Source organism: Pseudomonas sp. Pc102, assembly GCF_018408275.1.
GTDB lineage: Bacteria > Pseudomonadota > Gammaproteobacteria > Pseudomonadales > Pseudomonadaceae > Metapseudomonas > Metapseudomonas tohonis.
Window position 1 is genome coordinate 2,953,511 of record NZ_AP021905.1, and the last position, 26,773, is coordinate 2,980,283.

General features: G+C 64.6%; 16 protein-coding genes and 2 pseudogenes. 14 read left to right on the top strand and 4 right to left on the bottom strand.

The window, feature by feature from the left end:
- The first annotated feature begins 107 nt into the window (after positions 1-107).
- Positions 108-2,000, top strand: coding sequence for a methyl-accepting chemotaxis protein (locus PHLH3_RS13820; protein ID WP_213629910.1), 1,893 nt, complete (start codon positions 108-110; stop codon positions 1,998-2,000).
- 253 nt (positions 2,001-2,253) lie between these two features.
- Here the strand turns inward: PHLH3_RS13820 and PHLH3_RS13825 are convergent, their stop codons facing one another.
- On the bottom strand, positions 2,254-2,571 hold the full coding sequence (locus PHLH3_RS13825) for a DUF1484 family protein (RefSeq protein ID WP_172433522.1): 318 nt from the start codon (positions 2,569-2,571) through the stop codon (positions 2,254-2,256).
- A 763-nt stretch (positions 2,572-3,334) separates the two neighbouring features.
- Between PHLH3_RS13825 and PHLH3_RS13830 the strand changes: the two genes are divergently transcribed.
- The 7 genes and pseudogenes from PHLH3_RS13830 to PHLH3_RS13850 all read left to right on the top strand — a co-directional run bounded on the left by PHLH3_RS13830 (position 3,335) and on the right by PHLH3_RS13850 (position 16,656).
- On the top strand, positions 3,335-4,228 hold the full coding sequence (locus tag PHLH3_RS13830) for a hypothetical protein (protein WP_213629912.1): 894 nt from the start codon (positions 3,335-3,337) through the stop codon (positions 4,226-4,228).
- A 673-nt stretch (positions 4,229-4,901) separates the two neighbouring features.
- Positions 4,902-7,876, top strand: a pseudogene (locus PHLH3_RS30390) (calcium-binding protein); the annotation flags it as partial.
- Positions 7,808-7,956: pseudogene (locus tag PHLH3_RS30395) on the top strand (hypothetical protein); the annotation flags it as partial. The pseudogenes PHLH3_RS30390 and PHLH3_RS30395, both read left to right, overlap by 69 nt.
- 67 nt (positions 7,957-8,023) lie before the next feature.
- Positions 8,024-12,637: a calcium-binding protein gene (locus tag PHLH3_RS13835; protein WP_213629913.1), complete on the top strand. Its 4,614-nt coding sequence runs from the start codon at positions 8,024-8,026 to the stop codon at positions 12,635-12,637.
- Between the two features lie 110 nt (positions 12,638-12,747).
- The gene (locus tag PHLH3_RS13840) at positions 12,748-13,704 is read left to right on the top strand and encodes a hypothetical protein (RefSeq protein ID WP_213629915.1); all 957 of its coding nucleotides are present in this window, start codon (positions 12,748-12,750) and stop codon (positions 13,702-13,704) included.
- Positions 13,705-13,780: 76 nt separating this feature from the next.
- On the top strand, positions 13,781-14,173 hold the full coding sequence (locus PHLH3_RS13845) for a lysozyme inhibitor LprI family protein (protein WP_213629917.1): 393 nt from the start codon (positions 13,781-13,783) through the stop codon (positions 14,171-14,173).
- A 266-nt stretch (positions 14,174-14,439) separates the two neighbouring features.
- Positions 14,440-16,656: an ankyrin repeat domain-containing protein gene (locus PHLH3_RS13850; protein WP_213629919.1), complete on the top strand. Its 2,217-nt coding sequence runs from the start codon at positions 14,440-14,442 to the stop codon at positions 16,654-16,656.
- Positions 16,657-16,658: 2 nt separating this feature from the next.
- Here PHLH3_RS13850 and PHLH3_RS13855 read toward each other — a convergent pair whose 3' ends face one another.
- The 3 genes from PHLH3_RS13855 to PHLH3_RS13870 all read right to left on the bottom strand — a co-directional run bounded on the left by PHLH3_RS13855 (position 16,659) and on the right by PHLH3_RS13870 (position 18,936).
- Entirely contained in the window at positions 16,659-17,396 is a 738-nt protein-coding gene (locus PHLH3_RS13855; RefSeq protein ID WP_213629920.1) for a transporter substrate-binding domain-containing protein, read from the bottom strand.
- Positions 17,397-17,442: 46 nt separating this feature from the next.
- Positions 17,443-17,928 (bottom strand): hypothetical protein, encoded by a 486-nt coding sequence (locus tag PHLH3_RS30400; protein ID WP_244863033.1) that lies wholly within the window; start codon positions 17,926-17,928, stop codon positions 17,443-17,445.
- Between the two features lie 237 nt (positions 17,929-18,165).
- The gene (locus PHLH3_RS13870) at positions 18,166-18,936 is read right to left on the bottom strand and encodes an AraC family transcriptional regulator (protein ID WP_213629926.1); all 771 of its coding nucleotides are present in this window, start codon (positions 18,934-18,936) and stop codon (positions 18,166-18,168) included.
- A gap of 277 nt (positions 18,937-19,213) precedes the next feature.
- Here PHLH3_RS13870 and PHLH3_RS13875 point away from each other — a divergent pair, with 277 nt between their 5' ends.
- The 6 genes from PHLH3_RS13875 to PHLH3_RS13900 are packed head-to-tail and all read left to right on the top strand — an operon-like array spanning position 19,214 to position 26,736.
- Complete coding sequence (locus PHLH3_RS13875; RefSeq protein ID WP_213629928.1) at positions 19,214-20,836, top strand: APC family permease; 1,623 nt, start codon at positions 19,214-19,216, stop codon at positions 20,834-20,836.
- Between the two features lie 39 nt (positions 20,837-20,875).
- Positions 20,876-21,922, top strand: coding sequence for an Ldh family oxidoreductase (locus PHLH3_RS13880; RefSeq protein ID WP_213629930.1), 1,047 nt, complete (start codon positions 20,876-20,878; stop codon positions 21,920-21,922).
- A complete protein-coding gene (locus PHLH3_RS13885) occupies positions 21,919-22,845 on the top strand; it encodes a 4-hydroxyproline epimerase (RefSeq protein WP_213629932.1) in 927 nt (308 codons plus the stop codon). The genes PHLH3_RS13880 and PHLH3_RS13885 overlap by 4 nt, the downstream gene beginning before the upstream one ends.
- Before the next feature lie 46 nt (positions 22,846-22,891).
- Positions 22,892-23,839 carry a dihydrodipicolinate synthase family protein gene (locus PHLH3_RS13890; RefSeq protein WP_213629934.1) on the top strand — a complete coding sequence of 316 codons (948 nt, stop codon included), beginning with the start codon at positions 22,892-22,894 and terminating at the stop codon, positions 23,837-23,839.
- A gap of 57 nt (positions 23,840-23,896) precedes the next feature.
- The gene (locus PHLH3_RS13895; protein ID WP_213629936.1) at positions 23,897-25,474 is read left to right on the top strand and encodes an aldehyde dehydrogenase (NADP(+)); all 1,578 of its coding nucleotides are present in this window, start codon (positions 23,897-23,899) and stop codon (positions 25,472-25,474) included.
- Positions 25,475-25,476: 2 nt separating this feature from the next.
- Positions 25,477-26,736 (top strand): FAD-dependent oxidoreductase, encoded by a 1,260-nt coding sequence (locus PHLH3_RS13900; protein ID WP_213629938.1) that lies wholly within the window; start codon positions 25,477-25,479, stop codon positions 26,734-26,736.
- Positions 26,737-26,773: the final 37 nt, after the last annotated feature.

The following is a 26,773-nucleotide window of genomic DNA, read 5'->3' on the forward strand; positions in this document are numbered from 1 at the left end:
CGATACCAGAGGACGGCCCAGCGTCCGTGCCCGGTCGATTGCCGACCGGGCGCCGACAACGCCTGTGGCCACCTCATGTATCTGCACCTTTTTGAGCGAGTTCCTCCATGCGAACCCTGAAATTCAGCCACAAGATCATGGTGGCAGCCTCCCTGGTGGTGATCGCTGCCTTCGCGTCCTTCGCGCTGTACAACGACTACCTGCAGCGGAACGCCATCCGCCAGAACCTTGCCAACTACCTCAACGATGTGGGCCAGGTCTCCACGGGCAACATCCAGCACTGGCTGGTGGGCCGCATGCAATTGCTGGAGAACCTGGCCGAGTCCATCGAGGACGACGCCAGCGAGGCGGCGTTGGCCAAGAGCCTGCAGCACCGCAGCATCGCCGCCGCCTTCCTCTATGCGTACTACGGCCAGGCGAGCGGCACCTACACCCAGTTCCCGCCCAGCGAACTGCCCGCTGGCTACGACCCGCGCCAGCGGCCCTGGTACAAGCAGGCGGCGCAGACCAGCGGCCCTGGCCTGACCGAGCCCTACCTGGCCGCCGACCCGCGCGACGGCCTGCTGATCACCATCACCCGCCCGGTGAATGCCTCCGGCGCCCTGCAGGGCGTCGTCGGCGGTGACCTCAAGCTGAAGACGGTCGACGAGATCCTCAACTCCTTCGACCTGGGCGGCATGGGCTATGCCTTCCTGGTGGACGACAAGGGCACGGTGCTGGTCCACCCCGACCAGCAGTTGGTCCTGAAGAAGCTGCCGGACCTGTTCGCCGGCACCGCGCCGCGCCTGGAGTCCGCCCTGCAGAGCGTGAGCGACCGCAACGGCGAGGCGCGGATCGTGACCTTCCTGCCGGTAGAAGGGCTGACCGGGGTGCGCTGGTACGTGGGCCTGTCCGTCGACGAGTCCAAGGCCTTCGCCGCCCTGCAGGAGTTCCGCGTTTCCGCGCTGATGTCGACCATCATCGGCGTGGTCGCCATCCTCCTGCTGCTGGGCGGGCTGATCCGCATCCTGCTGCGCCCGCTGCACGTGATGAGCCACGCCATGAGCGGCATCGCCGAGGGCGAGGGCGACCTGACCCAACGCCTGTCGATCGACTCCCGTGACGAGTTCGGCGAACTGGCCGATGCCTTCAACCGCTTCGTCGAGCGCATCCACAAGTCGATCCGCGAAGTGGCGTCCGCCACGCGCGAGGTGCACGAGCGGGTGAGCACCGTGGTGCAGGCGTCGAACGCCTCCATGACCAACTCCAGCGAACAGGCCGCCCGCACCGACAGCGTGGCCGCCGCCATCAACGAACTGGGCGCTGCCGCCCAGGAGATCGCCCGCAACGCCGCCGACGCCTCGGTGCAGGCCAGCGACGCCCGCCGCGATGCCGAGGAAGGGCAGGGCATGGTCGAGCGCACCCTGGTGGCGATGGGCGAGCTGTCGGAGAAGATCCAGGCGTCCAGCAACCACATCGAAGTGCTCAGCCAGAAGAGCAACGACATCGGCCAGATCCTCGACGTGATCAAGGGCATCTCCGAGCAGACCAACCTGCTGGCACTCAATGCCGCCATCGAAGCGGCCCGTGCCGGCGAGGCGGGACGCGGCTTCGCCGTGGTGGCCGACGAAGTACGCAACCTGGCCCAGCGCACCCAGAGCTCGGCGCTGGAGATCCAGCAGATGATCGAACAGCTGCAGACCGGCGCCCGCGAAGCCGTGGCGACCATGGGCGAAAGCCGCCACTTCAGCGACGACAGCGTGCGCATCGGCGGCCAGGCCGGCGAAAACCTGCGCGGCGTCACCCGCCGCATCGGCGAGATCGACGGCATGAACCAGTCCGTGGCCACCGCCACCGAGGAACAGACCTCGGTGATCGAAAGCCTGAACATGGACATCACCGAGATCAACGTCCTCAACCAGGACGGCGTGCACAACCTGCAGGCCAGCCTGAAGGCCTGTACCGAGCTGGATCAGCAGGTCAGCCGGCTGAAGCAGCTGGTGGATACGTTCAGGATTTGATGGGGTGGTACCGTTCTGCCCTGGGCCGAGTGGATGCCGACTCAACGCGGATAGACATCTGCTGCGCTGTGGTCATGGCTCAGGCCAGAGAACCCTCGCCTGAACCCGTAGGGCGTGACGCGACAGACCGGCTGGGTGCCGGTCTGTCGCTTCGCTGATCAAGCGCGAAACGCTCGGTGCCGCACAGGCCCCGCAGCCCTCTGTAGCTAAAAGCCCCTGCAACATCGAAGAAAAGCCGCGTGCCCTGGCGACCCTAGATGACCTGTTCCAGCGTCTCTTCCGCCTGGGTCAGCCCCCGTGCCAGCAGTGACAGCAGGCAATGCAGGTTCGCGCAGTCCGGTTTGTGGGTGTCGGCTACGAGGAGCAAGCCCAGCAGCAACTCCAGGGCGCCACTCACCCGAGCCAGTTCGTGGCCGACACCGGGCAGGCGCGCCAGGTCCGTGCGGATGGCATCCAGTTCATCGAGCCGTGTATCGAAGTCATTGGATCGGAGCAGGGCGCTATCGGCGCCGCGCAAGGGTTCGAGGTGGTCTTGCAGATCGTCCAGACGCCTAAGCGTGCAGCTGAGCATGGTGAGACTCCTGTGAAACGGTTGGTTCTCCGCTACCCAAACGCCAATTTGGGTGGGCGAAGCCGTGCGGGTTGGCGTACCGGTACACAGGAAACCGGCGTGCCCGAAGGCACCCACGCACGGCCCGCCCATTGAGAGCCAACCATGCCGGGGACACAAAAAACCGCCGAGTGGCGGTTTGAGTGTCCGCCTGTGTTCCGGGACGCCAATCCCAGGCCGCTGGCTAGCAGCGGCGGGCGAACGATAACGAGGGCGAGAAGAAGGGTCAACTACGCGGGGCCTGGGTGCATCTACTGTTGGCTCACTTGGCATGGTCAAGCGTGAATCAGGCTTGGAAGGCTCTGGAATGGGGTTTTCAAGTAGAGTTTGTGGAATTTCAGGGTTCCCTGAACGGCTTCACAAAATCTTCATCGGCCCGATTGACGCTGATCTGCCAAAGGCGTTTTCTACGTCATCTCCCCCGGGAGCCGACAGGATCGTCGGCGAACATTCCGCCTCATGGATGAGTATGCCTACCCAAACGCTTTCTCCAGTAAAAATCTATACCTGCATCGGCTCAATTAAGTTGATGTGCTACGTCTCGTTATTTTTTGTGATGGCTGAGATGTGCTCTGGCGTTGGGTCCATATATCTTTTAGTTTTTCACGGAGTTACTCCATGGGTTGGTATGTCGGTGTTGCTTGTAATTTGAGATAAAGCTACTCCTCTATTTTATATGTTGCGCTCCGAACTAAGCATGATCAAATGACTCTTTGGGGGTTGTATGTGCTGCGTAAAATTGCTGCGAATAAATTTCTCTGTCTTCTTCTTTTTCGTACTTGGAGGGGCAGGCTCTGCGTTCTCAAAGGAAGATGTCGTACTGGCTGAGAAATTCCCCATATGCGAAAAGAGCGTCCCGGTAGAGTGGATAAGCCGGGAAAGAGCTATTGGTTTGGCAGCGTATTCATTAGTAAGCGGCTCTGGAGGAAAAAGAGATGTTAATGCCGTGGTCTATTTGGATAAGAATTATCCAAAAATTGATTATGGTGGGATTGATCGCGATGAAAATCCATTGACCAAATGGGAAGAAAGCTCAGGGGAAATATCCATTTTGAGAAAAGGGCAGGATGGGATAGAAATTTCGAGTGATCAGAAAGATTCTATTCGCTTCTGGGTTTTTTTACCTTTTAATCGAAATGATGGTGCTCTTACTTTTAAAAATAACGGGCGCACTCTGTTGATATATAGAAATATTTGGGATTTTGATGAAAGTCTGGCTGGTTATTCTAAGGTTGTATGCTTGGCGTATCCTGGGGATTTCAAAGCTCTTCTATTGGAGATGCCGCGAGCAGTCAATGTGTATGGTGAGAAGGAGCTATTAAGTCACTACAGAAATGTTGTTGATTCGCTGTCGAAAGAAACAGAGAAAGTCTGGGAGAGCGAATTTAGAAAGTCGTCTGTTATTGATTTAAATGATGATGGATTTGATGATTATCCTTCTCTTGGGATTTATTCAGATGAGGGGGGGTATCGCTCCGTCGACTCTTTCTTGAGGGGTGCTGATATTGAGGGGTGTGTTGACCTTGTTGAGGATTCTTTTTTTATAACCACTGATGGTGATGATTATTTTCTTAATGGAACTTGCAGCTTGAAAAAGCTTACACGGAGAGGTAACTAATATGGCGGCAGTAAATTGGCAGTCGGTGGAGAATTTTATAGATGTTAAGTCTCCGCTAGTTAATAATGTGGAAGGTACGGATTGGATAAGTTTTCTTGATGCTTTGGGGTGGATGGAAAATTCTGGAGGATATGGTGGATACGGTGGTGCTGGTAATAATTATATAGGCATGTATCAAACCGATAGTACCCAACTAAATTACATACATTTTTTTACTACAATAGGCGGGGACTTATTGGGGGTTGGTAACGCTGCTCAATATGAAAGCAGCCCAATAGCGCAAGATTTTTCTGCGATTATGTCCTTTGGGGGGTTGCCGCGTTCATCTCCTTCTACGGCGTTTGTGGGTAGATACACCGCAGTTAAGCTTGCTGCTAAGGCAGAGCATCAGGATTTGTATGATGGCTGGAATTCAATTGTGGGGCGTGAAATCACAATTAATTATGTGGGGGCCAATGATATTGTTGTAGGTACTCATGTTGTTAAATTCACAGCAGCAGCGATAAGTGTTGCTGCGCATTTGATAGGCCAGGGGGCAATGGCGACTGCCATGGCTGCGGTCTATGATGAATGCTTTGGTCAAGATGGGCAGTTAGTCTCGAGTGTGGCTAATCTTAGTTCTGCTGATTATGCAGATAATAATGGTATTGCTTTTTCGGCTTACATGCTTTTGATGCAGGATTTTGATATATCTCCCCTGATAGATGCTGGCAATTCTTTAGAGGAGTTTGAGGGTTTTGCTAGCCAGTTGATTGCTCATCGACAGGAAAAAATCAAGAAGTACCTTATAGACAATGACAGTGAAATAAAATTGGTTCCGGGTGACCGGTATAGGACCACAGCTGCTGCCTTGGTCTCCTCGCTAGGCTTTTCTTCTGAGGGAATTGATAATGTAAACGGGGTGGTGATTATCACTGCTGGTGATGCTAACGAAAATACTGAGGAGTCAGATTTAATATTTACTGTTGACGATGAGGGGGCGCTGCTCAGAGGGGGTGGTGGTAACGATACAGTATTTGGGGGGCTCGGAGAGGATATTATATATGGAGGGGATGGAGCTGATACTGTAAAGGCGGGAGATAAAAATGATCAGATTTATGGCGGTGATGGGAAGAACAAACTATTCGGCGAGGGTGGGTCGGATCTAGTTGTTGGAGGGGTTGATGCTGACTATCTTGACGGAGGGAAGGGAGCGGATACCCTCAAGGGCGGAGGGGGTCGCGATATTTACATTGTAGACGGTGAGGATACTGTCGAAGATGATTTGCTCGGCATGGGAGCAGTCATTCTAGGTAATAAGCTTCTTACAGGGGGGAAGAGGAAGGAGGACGATCCAGAGAATGAGTATAAGGGGGGCGGAAACGTCTATGTCCTGAACGGTACCACACTAGTTATAAATGGTGGTCTCACGATTAACCAGTTCAAGAATGGTGACCTAGGTATCAATCTCGAAACTGAGCCAGAAGAAGAGGAAGAGGAAGAAGAGGAAGAGGTCCCCGAAACCAATGACGCCGAAACTAGAACCTCGCCTATCGTCATCGATCTGGACGGTGACGGGATCGAGACCAAGAAAGTGGGCTCGACCTATTTCGACCTGAACAATGATGGCTTGAGTGAGCGAAGCGGTTGGGTTAGTCCTGATGATGGATTGCTCGTACATGACCGCAATGGAGATGGGCGCATCAGCAATGGCGCAGAGTTATTTGGCAACCACAGCATCCTCAACAATGGCAAGACTGCTGAGAATGGCTTCCAGGCGCTGGCCGAATACGACAATAACGGCGACGGGCTGATCAACGCTGATGACGCTTCGTATTCGTCGCTGCAGGTGTGGCGCGATCTGAACGGTAACGGCGTTAGTGATGCAGGTGAACTGCAGAGCCTGGCCGACGCGGGTGTCGTTTCCATCAGCACCGGATATACGACCTCCAATCAGAAAGACGCGAACGGTCATGAGTACCGGCAGATCGGTAGCGTAACCCTGGCCAATGGAACGGCCTCCGTTGCGGCGGACGTCTGGTTCAAGGTCGACGGTGCACGCCGTATCAATAGCGGCGATATCGTGCTGACGCCCGATATCCATTTCCTCGCCAACGCGAAAGGCTTCGGCAACGTCCATGACCTGCACCAGGCCATGGCGCTGGATCCTGCGCTCAAGGGGCTGCTTGCCCAATATGTATCGGCGACAGATGCAACCAGTCGGGATGCGCTGCTCGATAATCTTATTTACCGTTGGGCCGGTGCTGCTGATGTCGACCCTTACAGCCGTGACCCCAAGAAGGTCTACAGCCATGTGATGGATGCACGTCAGCTCGTCACCCTGGAGAACCTGGTTGGGCGCCCTTACCTGGGTACCTGGTGCTGGGGCGAGCGGGACCCGAACCCCCATGGGCAGGCGGCACCGATCCTGGTGGCCGAATACCTGGAGTTCAAACGCTTCACCGCCGCGCAGATCCTGGCGCAGACCGAGTACGCCAAGGAGCTGAGCATCATCAAGTCGGCGTTCGGCTCTGATGCTCGTAGCATCGTGGTGGATTGGAACGCCTTGCAGGGCACGCTGAGTGGTTTGCTCGCGGAGGGCAAGCCCGAGCGCGTGCGTGAGGTCATCGGTATCCTCACCGACCTGGGTACCTACTCGCCCACGTATCGAGCCAAGCGTGATGCCGCATTCCAGGCCATCACGGCCTCCAGCATCGAACTGGCACCCTTCTTCGATTTCTCTACGCGTATCGGCACCTCAGGTAACGACACGCTTTATGGCATCGACTCCGGAACGATTTTTTATGGTGCGGGCGGCGATGACCGCCTGTATGGCTACTCCGGTGTCGACAGCTATCACTTCGCACGCGGCCAGGGCAACGACGCGATCCTCGACCGGGGCGGCCTCGACCAGATCGTCTTTGGCGCCGGCATCAGCCAGAGCGATCTGGTGTTTTCTCGGAACACCACCACCGTCTGGATCAACGTCAAAAACGCCGACGGCAGCGATGCCGGCTCGGTGCGTATCGACAACTTCTTCGACTTCGATGGTTCGCTGGCCTATGGCGCCATTGAGGCGATCCGTTTCGTCGATGGCGGTGGCCTGAGCCAGCAGCAGATGCTCGATCTGCTGACCGCCTCGTCGCTGACCGCTGGCAATGACCTGGTGTTCGGCACTGCCGCTGGCGACAGCATCGATGCCCTGGCAGGTAACGACAGCATCCATGGCCTGGGCGGCCACGATCAGCTCTCCGGCGGCGCCGGCGATGACGTGCTGATGGGCGACGATGGCAATGACTCCCTGATCGGCGGGGCTGGCAACGATTCGCTGATTGGCGGGCGTGGCAACGACACCTACCTGTTCGATGCTGGTCATGGCAACGATGTGATCGATAACGCCGCCGATGCAGCCGGCGGCAAGATCGACCGCGTGGTATTCGGTGCCGGTATCGATCCCGCCAACGTCGGCGTGAAGCGCAATGGCAATGACCTGCTGCTGCAGACCTCGGCCAGTGACAGTGTGCGGCTCACCAACTACTTCAGCGCCGAAGGCAACAACGGTGTCGCCGTGGACCGCATCGAGTTCCACAACGGCACGGTGTGGACCATCGCCGACGTCAAGAACCTGGTGCTGCAGGCCACGGCCGGCAACGACCGCATCGAAGGCTACGCGACCAACGATCAGCTCTCCGGTCTGGAGGGGACGATCGTCTGTTCGGTTATGGCGGCAACGACACCCTGCTGGGCGGCGAAGGGCGCGACACTCTCGATGGCGGCATCGGCGATGACCGGCTGTTCGGCGAAGCTGGCGACGACATGCTGGAAGGTGGCGAGGGCAACGACTACCTGGATGGGGGAGAAGGCAACGATCGCATCGACGCGGGTGTCGGTGACGATACGCTGGTGGGCGGTGCCGGCAATGACTACCTCAATGGCAGCGCCGGCCGCGACACTCTGCAAGGTGGCGACGGCGACGATACCCTGGTGGGTGGCGCGGGTGATGACTTCCTGGCCGGTGGCAAGGGCAATGACCGCCTCGACGGTGGTAATGGCACCAACAGCTACCTGTTCGCCCGTGGTGACGGCCGGGACGTGATCGTGGACGCCTATGAAGGGATCGTGACGATCTACCTCGCGGACCTGCCGCTGGAAACCCTGGTCTTCCGCCGCAATGGCACCAGCCTTGAGGTTTCGTTCCCTGACAGCCCCGCCGACCTGATCTCGCTGTCTGCCTTCTTCCGCGACGAGGTGCCACTGAGTGGCATTCGCCTGCGCTACGGCGATGGGTTGGAAACCCTCATCGCCGCTACGCAACTGCGCCAGCTCACCCTGGACGGCACGGCTGCGGGCGACCTGATCCACGCCTATTCCACCGACGACCTGATCGACGCGCTGGGCGGTAACGACACGGTCTATGCGGGCGCAGGTAACGACACCGTGCGAGGCGGCGAAGGGGACGACCTCCTGGACGCCGGGATCGGCAACGACCTCGTCGAAGGCGGTCTCGGCAACGACACCCTGCTGGCCGGGGAGGGTGATGACCTGCTGGACGGTGGGGCGGGCGACGACCAACTGGAAGGCGCCGCCGGCAACGACCAGTACCGGCTCACGGCGCAATGGGGTCATGACCTCATCATCGACCGGAGCGGTACCGACAGCGTTCGCTTCGACGGTGTGGCACCGGAGGACCTGCTGCTGCGCCGTGACGGCGAAGACCTGGTGGTGACCCATAAGACCACGGGCGACAGCGTACGGATCCAGGGGCAGTTCTCCTACCAGGCTGGGCAGCCTGGTGTGTACGCCATCGAGCAATTCGTCTTCGACGGCGGGCTCACCTGGGACTTCGACGCCATCAAGCTCAAGGCACTGGAAGGCACCGCCCAGGACGACGCCATCTACGGCCATGCCGACGACGATGTGATCGACGCGGGCCTGGGCAACGACCTCGTCCAGGCGGGCTTCGGCAACGACCAGGTGCTGGGTGGTGAAGGCAACGACACCCTGCATGGCGAAGCGGGCAACGACATGCTCTTCGGCGGTGCGGGTGACGACCAGCTGTACGGCGAAGAGGGTGAGAACCAGCTCTCCGGTGGCGACGGTAACGATGCCCTGTACGGCGGCTACCAGGCCGACCTGCTGAGCGGCGACGCGGGCGATGACCTGCTCGACGGCGGCGATGGCAACGACACCCTGCGTGGTGGCGAAGGCCATGACTCGCTGATCGGTGGGAGCGGCAACGACCAGCTGTTCGGTGACGCCGGCAACGACACCCTGCAGGGCAATGGCCTGCTCGATGGCGGCAGCGGCGACGACCTGCTGGAAGGCTACGGCGAACTGCTCGGCGGCGATGGCAACGACACGCTACATGGCCAGGGCTCCGACACCCTCATCGGTGGGGCGGGCAATGATCTGATCGTCGCGCGCAACGACGCCTGGAGCGGCAACGCCAGCGTGGTCGAAGGCGGCACGGGCAACGACACGATCTACGGCTCCTTCGGCGATGACACCTACCGCTTCAACCTCGGTGACGGCCAGGACCTGCTGATTGAGCGCCGCGCCAACGAAGCCTTCAGCAACATCGCTCCGAGCTTCGACACCCTGAGCTTCGGCGAGGGTATCGCTGCGGCGGATCTGGGCTTCCACCGCCGTGGCCTGGACCTGATCATCGAGCACGCCAACGGTACTGACCGCATCACCGTGCAGAACTGGTTCAAGGAGCCGACCGACCACTTCAAGCTGGACAGCCTGACCTTCGCCGACGGCAGCTCGCTGAGCCAGGCGGATGTCGAAAGCCGCGTGATCCACCACGGTACCGACAATGCCGACAGCATCCTCGGTTACCGCGACCTGGCTGACACCATCCACCTGGGGGCTGGCGACGACAAGGCCTGGGGCCGCGCCGGCAATGACACCATCCTCGGCGAGGGCGGCAACGACTACCTCGAAGGCGAAGACGGCGACGACCTGATCCTGGGCGGCTCCGGCAACGACCAACTCGATGGCGGTGCAGGTGCTGACCGCCTCATCGGCGGCACCGGGGACGACAAGTACGTCTACGCCCTGGGCGACGGTGCGGATGTCATCGACAACACCGGTGGCGGCAACGACGGCGTGTTCTTCTCCGGCGGCATCACCCAGGACCGGCTGAGCTTCCGCCGCGACAGCGACGACCTGTTGATCCTGGTCGACGGCGATGCGCAGCAGTCGGTGCGTGTGCTCGGGCACTTCCTCGGCGGCGACAAGGCCATCAGCTACGTCCAGCCGGATGGCGGCTTCATGCTCACTGCCACGCGCATCGGCCATATGGTCGCGGCGAACGGCGTGGCGGGCGGCTACCAGGCAGTGATCGACGGCGGTACCGCGGCGGATCGCCTCTCCGGCTACGACGGTCGCGACCTGCTGCGCGGCCTGGCCGGCAACGACACCCTGTTCGGCATGGGCGCCAATGACCAGCTGGAGGGCGGTGACGGCAACGACTACCTCTCCGGCGGCAACGGTGGCAATGCGGGCTCGGGTGACGACACCCTGATCGGCGGTGCAGGCAACGATGTGCTCGACGGCGAGGACGGCAACGACCGCCTGGTGGGCGGTGCCGGCGACGACAAGTACTACTACCGCGCCGGTGGTGGCATGGACGTCATCGACAACACCGGTGGCGGCTTCGACGGCGTCTTCGTGCTCAATGGCGTGGCCCGTGCGCGCCTGAGCTTCCACCGCGACGGCAATGACCTGGTCATCCTCGTCGACAAGGACATGAAGAACCAGCTGCGCATCACCAACCACTTCCTGGGTGGTGACTCGGCCATCGACTACGTGCAGCCGGACGACGGCGGCAGCTACCTCACCACTGCGCAGATCGCCAGCCTGATCACCGCCTTCCCCGATGGCAGCGGCACCCCCGGCCCGGTGGACCCGAACCCCACCGATCCCGGTACGCCGACCGATCCGGGCACCGGGCAACCGCCGGTTCCCGGCCTCGGCGGTGCCGACTCGCTGACCGGCACGGCCGGCAACGATGTGCTGATCGGCGGGGCCGGCAACGACACCCTGGCCGGTGGCGCGGGCAACGACCGCCTGCTGGGTGGTGTGGGCGACGACACCTACGTCTACACCGCCGGCCTGGACGTGATCGAGGAGGCGGGCGGCGCAGCGGATACCTTGCGCTTCGCCGGTGGCATCACCTACAACCAGGTGGGCTCGGGCCTGTCCAAGTCGGGCAACGACCTGATCCTCAAGGTCAACGGCAGCACCACCAACCAGGTGACGCTGAAGGACTTCTTCCTGGGTGGCGACAACCTGGTCGAGACCTTCACCTTCGAGACTGGTGGCCAGCTCACCGCTGCGCAGATCTTCGGCGCGTTCGGTATCGCGGTGCCGACCCCGGTGGCGGCCTTCGACAACACCGTGCAGGGCACGGCGGGCAACGACGGTGCCCTCAACGGCACCGCCCAGCGCGACCTGCTGCTCGGCTACAACGGCAACGATTCGCTGTCCGGCGGCGCCGGCAACGATCGTCTGGAAGGGGGCAATGGCAACGACACCCTCGTCGGTGGCCAGGGCAACGACACCCTGCTCGGCGGGCGTGGCGACGACACCTACGTCTTCAGCGCCGGCAGCGGGCAGGACGTCATCGACAACACCGGTGGCGGCTACGACACGCTGCGCTTCGAAGGCATCGCCTTCAATCAAGTCTCCAGTGGCTTGATGAAGAGCGGTAACGATCTGGTGCTCAAGGTTAGCGGTGGCAGCGATCAGGTCACCCTGAAGAACTGGTTCCTGGGCGGTGACGCCGTCGTCGACGTGATCACCTTCGCAGCCGGCGGGCAACTGACCGCGGCCCAGGTGTTCAGCGCCTTCGGCCTCACCAACCCGGACACCGTCGGCTCGCCGAACTACCTGAACGTCCCGGACGACCGATCCTTCGGCACCGTCCTGGCGGGCCAGGTGGGCGATCAGAACATCCTCGGCTCCTCGGACGCGGACCTGATCGACGGCGGCGCAGGCAACGACACGCTGCGCGGCGGCAAGGGCAATGACTACCTGATCGGCGGGGACGGCAACGACACCTACCGCTTCGCCGCCGGCGACGGCCAGGACGTCATCAACAACCTGTCGAACAAGCCCGCCGACAACGATGTGCTAAGCATCGAAGGCATCACCCGCGAGAACCTCTGGCTGTCCCGCCAGGGCAACAACCTGGTGATCGACGTACTGGGTTCGGCAGACGCCATCACCGTGCAGGACTGGTACGCGGGTGCGGCGCAGAAACTGGACGCGGTGCAAGCCGGCAGCTCCACGCTCTATGCCAATCAGCTGGACAACCTGGTCAACGCCATGGCCGCCTTCGGTGCACCCACTGGCGGGGAGATGAACCTGTCCCAGGCCCAGCGGGATCAGCTCAACCTGGTGATCGCCGCCAACTGGCAGTGAGTGTGAAGGTGCAATGAAGTGAAACAGCCCGCCTTATGGCGGGCTGTTTCTATACCGACCTACACGCTTGTGCGGTGTGTCATTTCTGAAGTCGATCACACAGGAGGCGCATGTTTATTTTTCTTGGAGGTCCCGGTATTAGCGCTTCTCCACGGCTTCTTTTTTCTTTGACGGGAATGATTTTTTTCTTGGCGTTTTCAGGTGCTCTGTTTTCAGCAGAGGTGGACCTTGATAAGGACGTGGTCGCTGCAGAACAGCCCCTCGGCACTGCCTCCTATTCGGACATCAGGAAAGCGGTCCTGGTGAAGGATGGTGCGAAGGTCGAGTCTCTTTTATCGACGAAGCGGCCAGCGGGTTTTTATCAACTGGCGGGTGTTCGGGACGAAGTGCTTTGTGCCGAGTTCCTGGAGGACATGAACAAAGAGGGTGGATCGGCGGGCAATCTCGTTGAGTGGCTCTCCAGCTCCAGTCGCAGGTTGGCTTTCCAGCCACTGGAAGAGTCCAGGGCGATGTCTGAATGGACGGGGGTGGAGCGCGCCTTGGAATTCGTGTCGATGGACGTGGATGGCGATGGATCGATTGAGCAGGTCTACAGGAGGACTGGAATTATCCGGGAGCATGGCACTCAGCAGTTGATGATCACGGATGAGGCCCTTCATGAGAGGCCTGGCAAGCTGCTCCCATATGGTCCTGATTGCTTGAAGTGGCAAGGCAAGAGAGGCCGGTGTGGCGCCGCAGCCGGGCTTATTCAGCATGTAATGAATCTACCGGCGAACAGCAGGCTGGCGGAGGAATGGGTTTCCACCCGGCAGGATCCGATTGGACAGGCCACGGGTGATGCGCAGTCCGGGCAGTCGATATATGGGCGGCAGAGGAATCGCCTGGTTAGAAATGTCGGGCTGGGGTCCAGTGCCTATTGGGCGGTGTACCGGCTCCACAAGGGGCCGGTCTTTGTGTCTGTACCGACGCGTACCTTTGCTCCGCCCGAGCTTCTTGTATTTTCAATGCGCCGAAACGGCCCGTCCGAGTTGCAGTGCATCGTCATGCCAGTTGTCTGGGGGAAGTGAAGGGATTGTGACAGCGTCGTGTGCCCGGAATGTCCGAAGTAGGTCCCTGCCTGGTCATGCTTTTTGTTTGCAACGCATGGCTTTGCTCACCCTTGCATGGGCCCTTTGTGGAGCGAGTCAGGCCCGGGGCGCTGAAAGTGCGATCGAGGGCTGCTTCAACCTGAGCAATGATCAGGTCGTGGCGTGCATCGAACCGCTTCATCAACGCTCGGAAGACGAACTCGATGCGACGGTGCAAGGTATTCGCGCTCGTTTGAAGGTGGACCTTCAACTCTTTGATGCGGCCCAACGTGCCTGGCTGGAATTCCGTAGCCGCGAATGTGCCGTTCAGTCAGTTACGGCACGGGGTTATCGCGACCCGGAGAGGCAGAAGGCACTGTTCCTCAAGGCTTGCCAGGTTGAATTGAATAATGCGCGTATCCAGGGGCTCAAGCGGCTCCAGTTGTACTGTGATAGCTGCCTGCACTAGGTCGATGAGCCCAGTATTCACGCTCGGTTCGTCAGGAAGTGGAAAGCATGTTCTGCAAGGCTGGCTGTAGCCAGCGCTGTACCTGCAATCAGGATGGAGTGTCGCGGCCTCGAACTGTGGTGAAGTGCTGACCGAAGAGGATGAAACGGGAGTAGGGACGCGTGATGCCAGACGGCTGTTCTGATTCATTGCCGGCTCGGGGTTGAAAACGCTATACAACGGCCCTGATTTCCTTCTGCACTCGAACTCTCGAACAAGGATGTTCCATGCGCTTTACGCCGTTGCTTTGCCTTCCCCTGATACTTTTGCTCGGCGCCGCACAGGCCGCCGAGGAGCCTGCAGGCCCCTCGCCCGTCAGGCCCTGGTTCACGCCGGTACTGGTCGAAGGCAAGGGTGCGCTCTGCGATGAGGCCATCAAGGCTGCCAAGGCCCATTTCCTGTCGCCGAAGCGCTGGGCGTCGTTCGAGCTGCCTGGGGCGGAGCAAGTACAGCCTTGGGGCAATGATCTTGCCGACGCGAAGGGGCCGATCCACGTCCAGGTGTATACCCATAGCGGTTGTGGCAGCGCATGCGAACGCTATCAGTATGTGGCGAGCCGAGGGCCTGAGCTGAGCCGGGAGCATCTGGAGGCGATGGCGAATGGCTCACCCGCCCCAGCTGCCGACATCGCGCTGTTCAAGGGCGCGGATAAACGACTCTTCAGCATTGCCAGCGGTATTGATGGAGAACCCGACACGGTCGAGGTAAACCGGCTCAATGATGACCTGACCTGGACCGCTTGCCGGATCAGCACGGCTCCAGCGGCGGACAGGGTGATTGATATCGCTCCTGCCGAACTGCGTGCATCGGTCCGCGAACTGAGCGCCCGCACATCGAATATGAGGCAAGGGGCGGGAAGCTGGTGCGGCAGCCTGCGGACCCACGAGCGCTGGAGCGAGCGTATCGGGGCCAGGCTGCAGGAGGGCTATTACCGGCCCTGGGCGGTGCGGGACGATGTCGGTGACGGCTCCTATGAGCAGGACCTGAGCAACCTGCAGATTTGGGCGGCCACGGGTGTTGTCGAGAACGAGGCGTACCGGGTCTTTCTACAGCAGATGACCAGCAGTCAGGCGGCGATGGCGGAGTTCTACAAGCGGCGCTTCGGCTGGAGCGATGGACAGGCCCGGACCATGGCTCGCCAGGCACTGGAGGGAGCGATCAGCAGCGGCATCCGCTTCTACATGTACGAGCCCTTTCCCAAGGACGAAACCGCCCTGCGCAACGCCATCCTCGCCCATCGCCCCATGGACGAGATCCGCACCATCAAAGGCCAGGTCCGTGACCTGTCCATCGCCATCGAATACCCCGAGGCGCTGGCGTACCTGATCGAGAAGGGGGCCGACGTCAACCAGGCCAACGCCTTCGGCAAGACGGCGCTGATGTACGCCGCGCACTACGATCAGCCCGAGTCCGCGCGCATCCTGCTGGCGCGGGGTGCCAACCCCAATTCGGTGACCGTCATCCCCGAGGACGACTGCTACTACAGCATCACCACCCGCAATATGACCGCGCTGCACTACGCGGCGCGCTACGCCTCGCCGGCGCTGGTGCGGTTGCTGGTGGACAACGGCGCGGAGCCCTTCATCCAAGCCCATCGTCAGGAGGAGGAGGGAAGCACGCCCCTGGACTGGCTGCACCGCTACACCGCAGCGAACGCCGAGGAGCCGAACCCGAACATCGCCCCGGCCCAGGTGGCGGAGGTCGAAGCACTGCTGCAGCCGCCTTCCGAAGAGGCGCTGCAGGCGCGTGCCAAGCGGCTGGTGCTGGAGGGCGAGAAAGCCTATGGCGCCGGCGACCTGAAGCTGGCGCTGCGCAAGCTGAACCTGGCGATCAATATCCAGCCGCACGACGAGCGGGCCCTGAGCGACCTCTCCCTGGTGGCGCTGCGCGATGGCGATCTCGGCCTGTCGCTGCAGGCCGGGAAGGCGCTGATCGACAGCAGCCAGGACGCCAAGTTGGTGGCCAATGCCTGGTTCAACCAGGGGCTGGCCTGTGATGCCTCGGACAGTTCATGGCCCTTTTTCTACAACGGCACGCGCTACTGCCGGGCGAGCGCGGTATACGCCTATTACCAGGCGCTGGCGGCCCACCGCACGGAGGTGCGCGCGGCCAAGCTGCTGCAGGCGCTGCAAGCAGTGCCGGACGCCGAGGTGCACAGGTTCCCGTTCGAGGGCAATGAAGTTCGCATGGTGCAGAGGTACGGGCCGGACCATTCGTCCCTTTACCTCTACCTGCTGCATCCCCGCGACCTGGTGATACCCGCCGAGCGCATCGGCTGGACGCTGTCGAGCGAGGGCAAGGGCATACGGGAGATCACGCCCTCGTCAGTGGGGCGCGAGGTGCTGGACGATGATTGGGCTCTGACCGTGCTGCGGCGCGACGAGCGCGTCGATGGCGGTTCGCTGCACATCCGCCCGACAGCGCCGGGTAGCGGGGCCCTGTAACGTTACTTCGGCCCACCCAGCCACTTCTCCTCCAGCGCCACCAGCCGTCCATCCGCGCGCATCTTCTCCAGCGCCTGCTGCCAGCGGGCGACGATGCTGGCGTCGGTCTGCCGGGAGAAGGCGATGTAGTTGCCCTGATGCATCACCGGCGCGGCGTAGTGCAGTTGCTCGGGGGCGAGGCCTTCCTCGCGGGCCATGGTTTCGACGCTGAGGGTATCGGCGGCCACCAGGTCGGTTCGGCCCAGGCGTAGCAGGCGCATCATCTGTTCGGGGGTGTCGACGCCGTAGAGGTTGGCGAAGCCCATCTCCTGCAGGCGGCGATAGACCAGCCATTTGCGCGGGGCGGCGATGCGCTGCACCTTGCGCGCCTCGTCCAGGCCGGTGATGGCGGGGGTGTGGTCGGCGCGGGCGTAGAGTGCGGTCTCGACCTCCAGCAGCGGGCCGACCAGTTGGTAGTCGGCCTCGCGCTCCGGGGTGCGCAGGATGGTGAAGACGGCCACGTCCGGGCTTTCGCGGGTGATCAGCAGGGCCCGCAGCAGCGGTACTCGCTCCAGCTGGAGCTTGTCACCGGTCTCCTGGGCGATCTCGTGCAGCAGGTCGACGGCGAAGCCCACCAGCTCGCCATCGCGCTCGAAATGCAGGGGCGGGTGGTCGTCGGTGAGCAGGCGCAGTTCGGCGGCGCCTGCGGCCTGGATGGCGAGCGCGGTGCCGAGCAGCAATCGGGTGAAAAGCCCTTTCATGAGGCGGTCTCGAAAACTCTCGGATTGAGCGTAGCCGGGCGGCGCGTTATCGGACGCGATGGAGCACCAGGCTGCCGAGGTCGATCAGGCGGCCAGGCTCGTAGCGCTCGATCACCAGCTTCTCATCCCAGCGCTTTTTCCCGAACGCATCCGGCTCGTGGGTCAGGGTCAGCAGGTTGCCCTTGAGGGTCAAGCGCAGGGTCGCCTGGACGCGGTTGCGCACCTCCATGCCCTTGCGGTCCATGCGCACGGTGCTGGAACCGAATACCCAGTAGCCACGCAGGGGCGAGGCGGAGTCCAGGTCCGACCAGGTGCCTTGCAGGTCGGCCAGGGTCATCAGCGGGGGATTGGCCTGCTCGGCCGCCGCGTAGCTCGCCTCGGTGTCGTCTTGCGGCGCGGCATTCGCGGCGGGGCGCTCGGCGCTGCCGGGAGCCGGTGCCGGGGCGGGGGTCTCGTGGGCGATCTCTTCCTGGTTTCCCGGGTGCCGCAGGGGCGATCGGAAAACTGGGTGGCGCCGTTGGCGGCCTTGCATTTGAAGATGGCGGCGGATGCAGGCGCGGTGGGTGCGAGGAGCAGGGCGCAGGCGAGCAGGACGGAAACGAGGGGCGGGCGCATCGAACATCCTTGTGACGGGGCCGGGATGGCGGTGGAGTCTATCCATTGTCCCGGGGCGACGACAGTCTCCTGTCCGCAGGCTGTACCGAGGCCGACCTGTACAGCGGGGGTTGGTTGGGGGCGCTCGTGTTCCCGGTACGCACGCTCATGAGCCTCACTCCATCGCCTGCCGGTACTGCCGTGGCGTAAAGCCGGTGAGCTGCTTGAACTGGCGGCTGAAGGCGCTGTGGTCGGTGTAGCCGCATTGCAGGGCGACGTCGGTGATGGGCAGGTCGGTCTGCAGCAGGCGGTGGGCGTGTTCCAGGCGGGCCTTGGTGATCATCTGCCGGGGCGTCAGCTGGAACGCGCGGGTGCAGTAGCGCTCCAGCTGGGCGACCGAAAGCCCGGCGATGCGGGTCAGGGTGTCCAGGGTGATGGGTTCGTGGAAGTGCGTGCGGATGTACTCGTCCACCTCCGCGAGCCGCGCGTAGGCCGGGTGGGCGGTGGCGACCGACTGCAGGTCCACCGAGATGCCCACCAGGCCGATGATGGCGTCGCTGCGGTCCAGCAGCGGGCGCTTGTGGGTCAGGCACCAGCCGGGTTCGCGGCTGCCGTAGAGGTGCAGCTCCAGCTGGTCTTCCAGCACCTGGCCCTGTTCCAGTACGCGGCGGTCCTGCTCGGTGTAGCCGGGGCCGAGCTGGGCGGGGAAGACCTCCGCGCTGGTCCTGCCCAGCAGCGGCTGCAACTGCTTGAGGCCGCAGCGCTGCACCAGGGTGCGATTGGCCAGCACGTAGCGGGCCTGGGTGTCCTTGATGAAGATCGCCGCATTGGAAATCGCATCCAGCACCGGCAACAGCAGCTCGGCGCTGGCCAGCAGATCGTCCAGGGATGCCGGACGGCGCTGGGGCTCTATCGCGGCCAGGGCCGCCAGTGTTCTGCGCACCATGCCTTGCACCTCTCTCGAAGCCTGATCGCCAGGAGAGTGCCGCAGCCCGGAGGGGCTGTCGAGCGAGCTCGTGCGGGCCCGTCTCATTGTGCTGATTTCGTCATCGGACCTGGGGAAAAGCATCAAGCCCCGCGCCGCCCGGCCAGTCCACTCTATGGCCGTCGCATGCGGCGTGGCGCCGGCGGGCGAAGGGGCATGGCTTGCCCGATTCGTCTTCCACGTAAGCGCTGCAGCGGGATCTTCCAGCCCATCCAATAACGCACAAGAAGGCTACGCCATGTCTGGAAAGTTCAAGAAACAGCTGTCCCTGACGGACCTCACCTTCATCGGCCTCGGGGCCATCTTCGGCTCCGGCTGGCTGTTCGCGGCCAGCCACGTCTCCGCCATCGCCGGCCCGGCGGGCATCTTCTCCTGGCTCCTCGGCGGCTTCGCGGTGCTGCTGCTGGGCATCATCTACTGCGAGCTGGGGGCGGCGCTGCCGCGTGCCGGCGGGGTGGTGCGCTACCCGGTGTTCTCCCACGGCCCGCTCCTGGGCTACCTGATGGGCTTCATCACGCTGATCGCCTTCTCCAGCCTGGTGGCCATCGAGGTGGTCGCCTCCCGGCAGTACGCGGCGGCCTGGTTCCCGGGCCTCACCGAGGCGGGCTCCAGCGACCCGACGCTGATCGGCTGGCTGGTGCAGTTCGGCCTGCTGTGCCTGTTCTTCTGGCTCAACTACCGCAGCGTGAAGACCTTCGCCCGCGCCAACAACCTGGTCAGCGTGTTCAAGTTCATCGTGCCGCTGCTGGTCATCGGCGTGCTCTTCACCTTCTTCAAGCCCGAGAACTTCCAGGTGCAGGGCTTCGCGCCGTTCGGCCTCTCGGGCATCGAGATGGCGGTGTCGGCCGGCGGCATCATCTTCGCGTACCTGGGGCTGACGCCGATCATCTCGGTGGCCAGCGAGGTGAAGAACCCGCAGCGCACCATCCCCATCGCGCTGATCCTCTCGGTGCTGCTCTCCACCGCCATCTACGTGCTGCTGCAGGTGGCCTTCCTCGGCGCGGTGCCGACCGAGCTGCTGGCCAACGGCTGGGCCGGGATGTCCAAGGAGTTCGCCCTGCCGTACCGCGACATCGCCCTGGTGCTCGGGGTGGGCTGGCTGGCCTACCTGGTGGTGGCCGACGCGGTGGTCTCGCCCAGCGGCTGCGGCAACATCTACATGAACGCCACGCCGCGGGTGATCTACGGCTGGGCGCAGACCGGCACCTTCTTCCGCATATTCACCCGCATCGACGAAGGCTCCGGTATCCCGCGCCCGGCGCTGTGGCTGACCTTCGGCCTGTCGGTGTTCTGGACCCTGCCGTTCCCCTCCTGGGAGGCGCTGATCAACGTGGTGTCCGCCGCCCTGGTGCTGAGCTACGCGGTGGCGCCGGTGACGGTGGCGGCCCTGCGCCGCAACGCGCCGGACATGCCGCGCCCGTTCCGCGTGCGGGGCCTGGCGGTGATGGGGCCGCTGTCCTTCGTGATCGCCGCGCTGATCGTCTACTGGTCCGGCTGGGGCACCGTGTCCTGGCTGCTGAGCCTGCAGATCCTGATGTTCGTGATCTACCTGCTGTGCCGCCGCTTCGTGCCCACCGAGCACCTGGGCATCGCCCAGCAGGTGCGTTCGTCCGCCTGGCTGATCGGCTTCTACGCCGTGACCCTGCTGCTCTCCTGGCTGGGCAGCTTCGGCGGCCTGGGCGTGCTCGGCCACCCCTACGACACCCTCGCCGTGGCCGCCTGTGCCCTGGGCATCTACCACTGGGGCGCCACCACCGGAGTGCCGGCCGAGCTGATCCGCCTCAGCGGCGAGGACGAAAGCGAGGAGGGCACCGATGCGGACGCCGCGCCTTCCACCACGGCCTTCCCCGGCCGCGCCTAGCCCACTGTCTGCAACCCGATGACCGGAAGGAGTCTGGCCATGAACGACCTCATCAACCTCAGCCTCGACCAGGTGCATGCCCTGGCACTGCGTGCGCTGACCGTCAACGGCATGGGCGAGGACCATGCCCGCGCCATCGCCGACACCATCACCCGGGGCCAGCGTGACGAATGCCATTCCCACGGCCTGTACCGGGTGCTGGTGTGCGTGCATTCGCTGCGCAGCGGCAAGGTGGACCCGCAGGCCCAACCAAGGGTGAGCCGCCCGGCGCCGGCCATCGTCCGCGTCGATGCGCAGCGGGGCTACTCGCTGCTGGCGCTGCAGACCGGCCTGCCGCTGCTGGTGGAGCAGGCCCGAGAGCTGGGCGTCGCCGCCCTGGTGATCCGCAACTGCTTCCACTTCTCCGCGCTGTGGCCGGAGGTGGAGGCCATCGCCGCTGAAGGGCTGGTTGGGCTGGCCATGACCCCCAGCCACGCCTGGGTGGCGCCGGAGGGCGGCCGCCAGGGGGTGTTCGGCACCAACCCGCTGGCCTTCGCCTGGCCCCGCGAGGGGCGCGAGCCCTTCGTCTTCGACTTCGCCACCAGCGCCATCGCCCGGGGCGATATCGAGCTGCACGCCCGCCAGGGGAAGCCGATTCCCCTGGGCTGGGGGCTGGATGCCGAAGGGCGGCCCAGCACCGATGCGCGGGCCGTGCTGGAGGGCGCCATGCAGACCTTCGGCGGCCACAAGGGCTCGGCCCTGGCGGCGATGGTCGAGCTGATGGCCGGCGCGCTGATCGGCGACCTCACCAGCGCCGAATCCCTGGCCTTGGACGGCGGCGCCGGTGCCACGCCGCTCCATGGCGAGCTGCTGCTGGCCTTCGACCCGGCGCGCTTTCTCGGCAACGAACTGGAGGCCGGCCGGCAGCGGGCCGAGGCGCTGTTCGCCGCCATCACCGACCAGGGCGCGCGGCTGCCGTCGCAACGCCGTTTCGCCGCCCGCCAGCGCAGCGAACGCGAAGGCGTCTGGGTCGGCCGGGCGCTGCTGGACGACATCCAGCGCCTGATCGACCACCCCCATTCCCGACCTGACGGAGCCGCCCCATGAAGCGCATCCATGTCATCGATTCCCACACCGGCGGCGAACCCACGCGCCTGGTGATGGACGGCTTTCCCGAACCCGCCGGCCGCACCCTGGCCGAGCAGCGCGACAGCCTGCGCGAGCACCACGACCACTGGCGCCGCGCCTGCCTGCTGGAGCCCCGCGGCAACGACGTGCTGGTGGGCGCGCTGTACCGCCCGCCGGTGACGCCGGGCGCCACCTGCGGGGTGATCTTCTTCAACAACGCCGGCTACCTCGGCATGTGCGGCCACGGCACCCTCGGCCTGGTGGCGTCCCTCCGGCACCTGGGGCTGATGGCCCCCGGCGAGCACCGCATCGACACCCCGGTGGGCACCGTCAGCGCCACCCTCCACGAGGACGGCCGCGTCACCCTCGGCAACGTGCCGGCCTACCGCCATCGCCGGCAGGTGCCGGTGGAGGTGCCCGGCCATGGCGTGGTCCATGGCGACATCGCCTGGGGCGGCAACTGGTTCTTCCTGGTCAACGACCACGGCCAGCGCCTGGAGCTGGACAACGTCGAGGCCCTGACCGCCTACACCTGGGCGATGCTGCGGGCCCTGGAGGCCCAGGGCATCCACGGCGAGGGCGGGGCGCTGATCGACCACGTCGAGCTGTTCGCCGCCGACGCCGAGGCCGACAGCCGCAACTTCGTCATGTGCCCCGGCAAGGCCTACGACCGCTCCCCCTGCGGCACCGGCACCAGCGCCAAGCTGGCCTGCCTGGCGGCGGACGGCAAGCTCGCCCCCGGCCAGCGCTGGGTGCAGGCCAGCATCACCGGCAGCCGCTTCGAGGGGCACTACGAGTGGGAGGGCGAGCGCATCCGTCCCTTCATCACCGGGCGTGCCCACCTCACCGCCGACAGCACCCTGCTCATCGACGAGCAGGACCCCTTCGCCTGGGGCATCTGAGCCCCCGTTTTCCCGAACCCTGAATCCCTGCTCAAGGAGCGACAGCATGAACATCGATATCTACCGTGGCTGCATCCCCGCCCTCATGACCCCCTGCACCGACGCGCGCCAGCCGGACTACGACGCCCTGGTGGCCAAGGGCCGCGAACTGGTCCAGGCCGGCATGAGCGGCGTGGTCTACTGCGGTTCCATGGGTGACTGGCCCCTGCTCAGCGAGGCCCAGCGCCAGGAAGGCGTGGCGCGCCTGGTGCAGGCCGGCGTGCCCACCATCGTCGGCACCGGCGCGGTGAGCACCCGCGAGGCGGTGGCCCATGCCGCCCATGCCGCCAAGGTCGGCGCCCAGGGGCTGATGGTGATCCCGCGGCTGCTGTCCCGCGCGGCCTCGCCGGCGGCGCAGAAGGCACATTTCACTGCCGTGCTGCAGGCCGCGCCGGAGCTGCCGTCGGTGATCTACAACAGCCCGTACTACAGCTTCTCCACCCGCGCCGACCTGTTCTTCGAGCTGCGCGGGCAGCATCGCAACCTGATCGGCTTCAAGGAATTCGGCGGCGCCGACGCCATGCGCTACGCCGCCGAGCACATCACCTCGCGGGATGACGAGGTGATCCTCATGGCCGGCGTCGACACCCAGGTGTTCCACGGCTACGTCAACTGCAACGCCACCGGCACCATCACCGGCATCGGCAACGTGCTGCCCCGCGAGGTGCTGCAGCTGGTCTCGCTGAGCCGCCAGGCCGCCCAGGGCGATGCCCGCGCACGCCGCCAGGCCCTGGAGCTGAGCGCGGCGCTGGACGTGCTCTCGTCCTTCGACGAGGGCTGCGACCTGGTGCTGTTCTACAAGTACCTGATGGTGCTCAACGGCGACCGCGAGTACCGCCTGCATTTCAACGAGAGCGACGCCCTCAGCGACTCCCAGCGCCGCTACGCCGAGCAGCAGTACGGCCTGTTCCGCCAGTGGTACGCCAACTGGACCGCCGAGCAGAACCTCGCCTGAACCCGACCGCCCCGCCGCCCGTGGGCGGTGGGGCCCACCCGCCATCCAGGATGCCCCATGACCCTCACAGGCAAGATGCTGATCGGCGGCGCAGCGGTGCCCGGCACCCGCGACGCTCTCCACGCCATTGACCCGGCCACCGGCCAACACCTGCAACCCGCCTACCCGGGCGCCAGCCGCCAGCAGGTGGAACAGGCCTGCGCCCTGGCCTGGGCCGCCTTCGACCCGTACCGGGACACCGCACCGGCCGCCCGGGCGGCCTTCCTCGACGCCATCGCCGATGCCATCGAAGCCCTGGGCGAGGCGCTGATCGAGCGCGCCATGGCCGAGACGGGCCTGCCCCAGGCGCGCCTGCAGGGCGAGCGCGGCCGCACCTGTCAGCAACTGCGCACCTTCGCCCGCACCCTGCGCGCGGGTGAGTGGCTGGACGTGCGCATCGACCGCGCGCAACCCCAGCGCCAACCCCTGCCACGGCCCGACCTGCGCCAGCGCCAGGTGCCCCTGGGGCCGGTGGCGGTGTTCGGTGCCAGCAACTTCCCCCTGGCTTTCTCCGTGGCCGGCGGCGACACCGCCTCGGCCCTGGCCGCCGGCTGCCCGGTGGTGGTGAAGGCCCATGGCGCCCACCCCGGCACCAGCGAGCTGGTGGGGCAGGCCGTGGCCCGCGCGGTCGAACGCTGCGGCATGCCCGAAGGCGTGTTCTCGCTGTTGTTCGGCGCCGGCCGCGAAGTGGGCCTTGGCCTGGTGACGGACCCACGCATCAAGGCGGTCGGCTTCACCGGCTCGCGCAGCGGTGGCCTCGCCCTGTTCCAGGCCACCCAGGCGCGGCCGGAGCCGATCCCGGTCTATGCCGAGATGAGTTCGATCAACCCGGTGCTGCTGTTTCCCGCTGCCCTGCAGGCCCGTGGCGAGGCCCTGGCGCAAGGCTTCATCACCTCGCTGACCCTGGGCGCCGGGCAGTTCTGCACCAATCCGGGCCTGCTCATCGCGCCTCGCGGTGCGGCGCTGGATGCCTTCCTGGCCCACGCCGCCGAGCAGCTGCGCCCGTGCAAGGCCCAGGTGATGCTCACCCCCGGCATCCACCAGGCCTACGCGGCCGGGGTCGCGGCCCTGGCCGGGCACCCGCAGGTGCGCCGGGTCGCCAGCGGCGAACCCGGGGAAGGGCCGAACCGCTGCCAGGCACAGCTGTTCGTCACCGACGCCGAGGCCTTCCTCGCCGACCCGCAGTTGCACGGCGAGGTCTTCGGCGCGGCGGCGCTGGTGGTGCAATGCGAGGGCGCAGAGCAGGTGTCCCGCATCCTCGATGCCCTGGAGGGCCAGCTCACCGCCACCCTGCACCTGGACGACGCCGACCTGGACGCCGCCCACGCGCTGTTGCCGACCCTGGAGCGCAAGGCCGGCCGCGTGCTGGTCAACGGCTGGCCGACCGGGGTTGAGGTGTGCGATGCCATGGTCCACGGTGGGCCGTTCCCGGCCACCTCGGATGCCCGTTCCACCTCGGTGGGCACCGCCGCCATCCAGCGCTTCCTGCGACCGGTGTGCTACCAGGGCTTCCCCGATGCCTTGCTGCCGGCGGCGCTGCGCGAGGCCAACCCCCTGGGGCTGCGGCGGCTGCTCGACGGCAAGCGGGAGGCCTGAACATGGGCGATCACCAGCCAGCGGATGTGGATGTCGCGGTGGTCGGCGCCGGCGTCATCGGTGTCGCCTGTGCCCTGCAGCTCGCGCGCCAGGGGCTGCGGGTGCAGGTGTTCGACCCGGACGGCGTGGGGCAGGGCGCCTCCTTCGGCAATGCCGGGCACCTGGCCACCGAGCAGGTGTTCCCGATCGCCGACCTGTCGATCCTCAAGCGCCTGCCGGGCATGCTCCTCGACCCCATGGGCCCGCTGCGCCTGGACTGGACCTACCTGCCACGCGCCACCCCCTGGTTCCTGCGCCTGCTGCTCAACCTGCGGGCAGCGCCCTTCGCCCGCACCGTGGCCGGCCTGCGGGCCCTCAACGAAGCCAGCCTGGGTGCCTGGCGCCGCCTGCTGCAGGCCGTCGAGCGGCCCGACCTGCTGCGCGAGGACGGCTCGCTGCTGGTGTACGAGCAGGACGCCTCCCACGTGGCGCTGCAGGCCCTCCAGGCACGCATGGCGGGGCAGGGCGTGCCGGTGGCGTCCTGGGGGGCGGAGGCCGTTCACGCGGCGGCGCCCCAGCTCAGCGACGGGATTCGCGGCGGGCTGTTCTTCCCGGCCACCGGGCACTTCATCGACCCGCACCGCGTGGTCGTCGAACTGGCGCGGGCGGCCGAAGCGCTGGGCGTCACCTTCCATCGCCAGCGCGTACTCGACGGCCACCGGCTGGCGGAGGGCGTCGCCCTGAGGCTGGACGACGGCAGCCTGCGAGCCCGCCAGGTGCTGCTGGCCTGCGGCGCCCACTCCGCGCCCCTCACCGAGCGCCTCACCGGCACGCGGGTGCCGCTGGACACCGAACGCGGCTACCACCTGATGCTGCCCCGGGAGCAGGGGCGGCTGCCGTTCGCCGTCACCAGCCTCGAACGGCGCTTCATCATGACGCCCATGGCCGGCGGCCTGCGCCTGGCCGGCACCGTGGAGTTCGCCGGGCTGGAGAAGCCGGCGAACATGCCCCGCGCCTGGCAGCTGCACCGCCTCAGCCAGGGGCTGTTCCGTGACGAACTGGACACCGAGGGCGCAAGCCCCTGGATGGGCTTCCGCCCCTCGCTGCCGGACTCGCTGCCGATCATCGACCGGGTGGGCGAGGGCCGCGTCCTGCTCGCCTTCGGCCACCAGCACCTCGGGCTGACCCAGGCCGCCGTCACCGCCGAGTACATCGGCCAACTGGCCCAGGGGCAGGCCGTGGCGGGGCTGAAGGCGTACCGGCTGGGGCGCTTCGCGAGCTAGTGCACCCGGGTGCTGGCGCAGGCTGCTGAGGGCATCC

Bases quoted from the DNA above. Each gene is read 5' to 3' on its own strand.
- PHLH3_RS13825 (WP_172433522.1), bottom strand. From the start codon at position 2,571: ATGCTCAGCTGCACGCTTAGGCGTCTGGACGATCTGCAAGACCACCTC.
- PHLH3_RS13850 (WP_213629919.1), top strand. From the start codon at position 14,440: ATGCGCTTTACGCCGTTGCTTTGCCTTCCCCTGATACTTTTGCTCGGC.
- PHLH3_RS13880 (WP_213629930.1), top strand. From the start codon at position 20,876: ATGAACGACCTCATCAACCTCAGCCTCGACCAGGTGCATGCCCTGGCA.
- PHLH3_RS13895 (WP_213629936.1), top strand. From the start codon at position 23,897: ATGACCCTCACAGGCAAGATGCTGATCGGCGGCGCAGCGGTGCCCGGC.
- PHLH3_RS13835 (WP_213629913.1), top strand. From the start codon at position 8,024: ATGCTGGAAGGTGGCGAGGGCAACGACTACCTGGATGGGGGAGAAGGC.
- PHLH3_RS13875 (WP_213629928.1), top strand. From the start codon at position 19,214: ATGTCTGGAAAGTTCAAGAAACAGCTGTCCCTGACGGACCTCACCTTC.
- PHLH3_RS13890 (WP_213629934.1), top strand. From the start codon at position 22,892: ATGAACATCGATATCTACCGTGGCTGCATCCCCGCCCTCATGACCCCC.
- PHLH3_RS13870 (WP_213629926.1), bottom strand. From the start codon at position 18,936: ATGGTGCGCAGAACACTGGCGGCCCTGGCCGCGATAGAGCCCCAGCGC.
- PHLH3_RS13830 (WP_213629912.1), top strand. From the start codon at position 3,335: ATGTGCTGCGTAAAATTGCTGCGAATAAATTTCTCTGTCTTCTTCTTT.
- PHLH3_RS13840 (WP_213629915.1), top strand. From the start codon at position 12,748: ATGTTTATTTTTCTTGGAGGTCCCGGTATTAGCGCTTCTCCACGGCTT.
- PHLH3_RS13900 (WP_213629938.1), top strand. From the start codon at position 25,477: ATGGGCGATCACCAGCCAGCGGATGTGGATGTCGCGGTGGTCGGCGCC.
- PHLH3_RS13845 (WP_213629917.1), top strand. From the start codon at position 13,781: ATGGCTTTGCTCACCCTTGCATGGGCCCTTTGTGGAGCGAGTCAGGCC.
- PHLH3_RS30400 (WP_244863033.1), bottom strand. From the start codon at position 17,928: ATGCAAGGCCGCCAACGGCGCCACCCAGTTTTCCGATCGCCCCTGCGG.
- PHLH3_RS13885 (WP_213629932.1), top strand. From the start codon at position 21,919: ATGAAGCGCATCCATGTCATCGATTCCCACACCGGCGGCGAACCCACG.
- PHLH3_RS13855 (WP_213629920.1), bottom strand. From the start codon at position 17,396: ATGAAAGGGCTTTTCACCCGATTGCTGCTCGGCACCGCGCTCGCCATC.
- PHLH3_RS13820 (WP_213629910.1), top strand. From the start codon at position 108: ATGCGAACCCTGAAATTCAGCCACAAGATCATGGTGGCAGCCTCCCTG.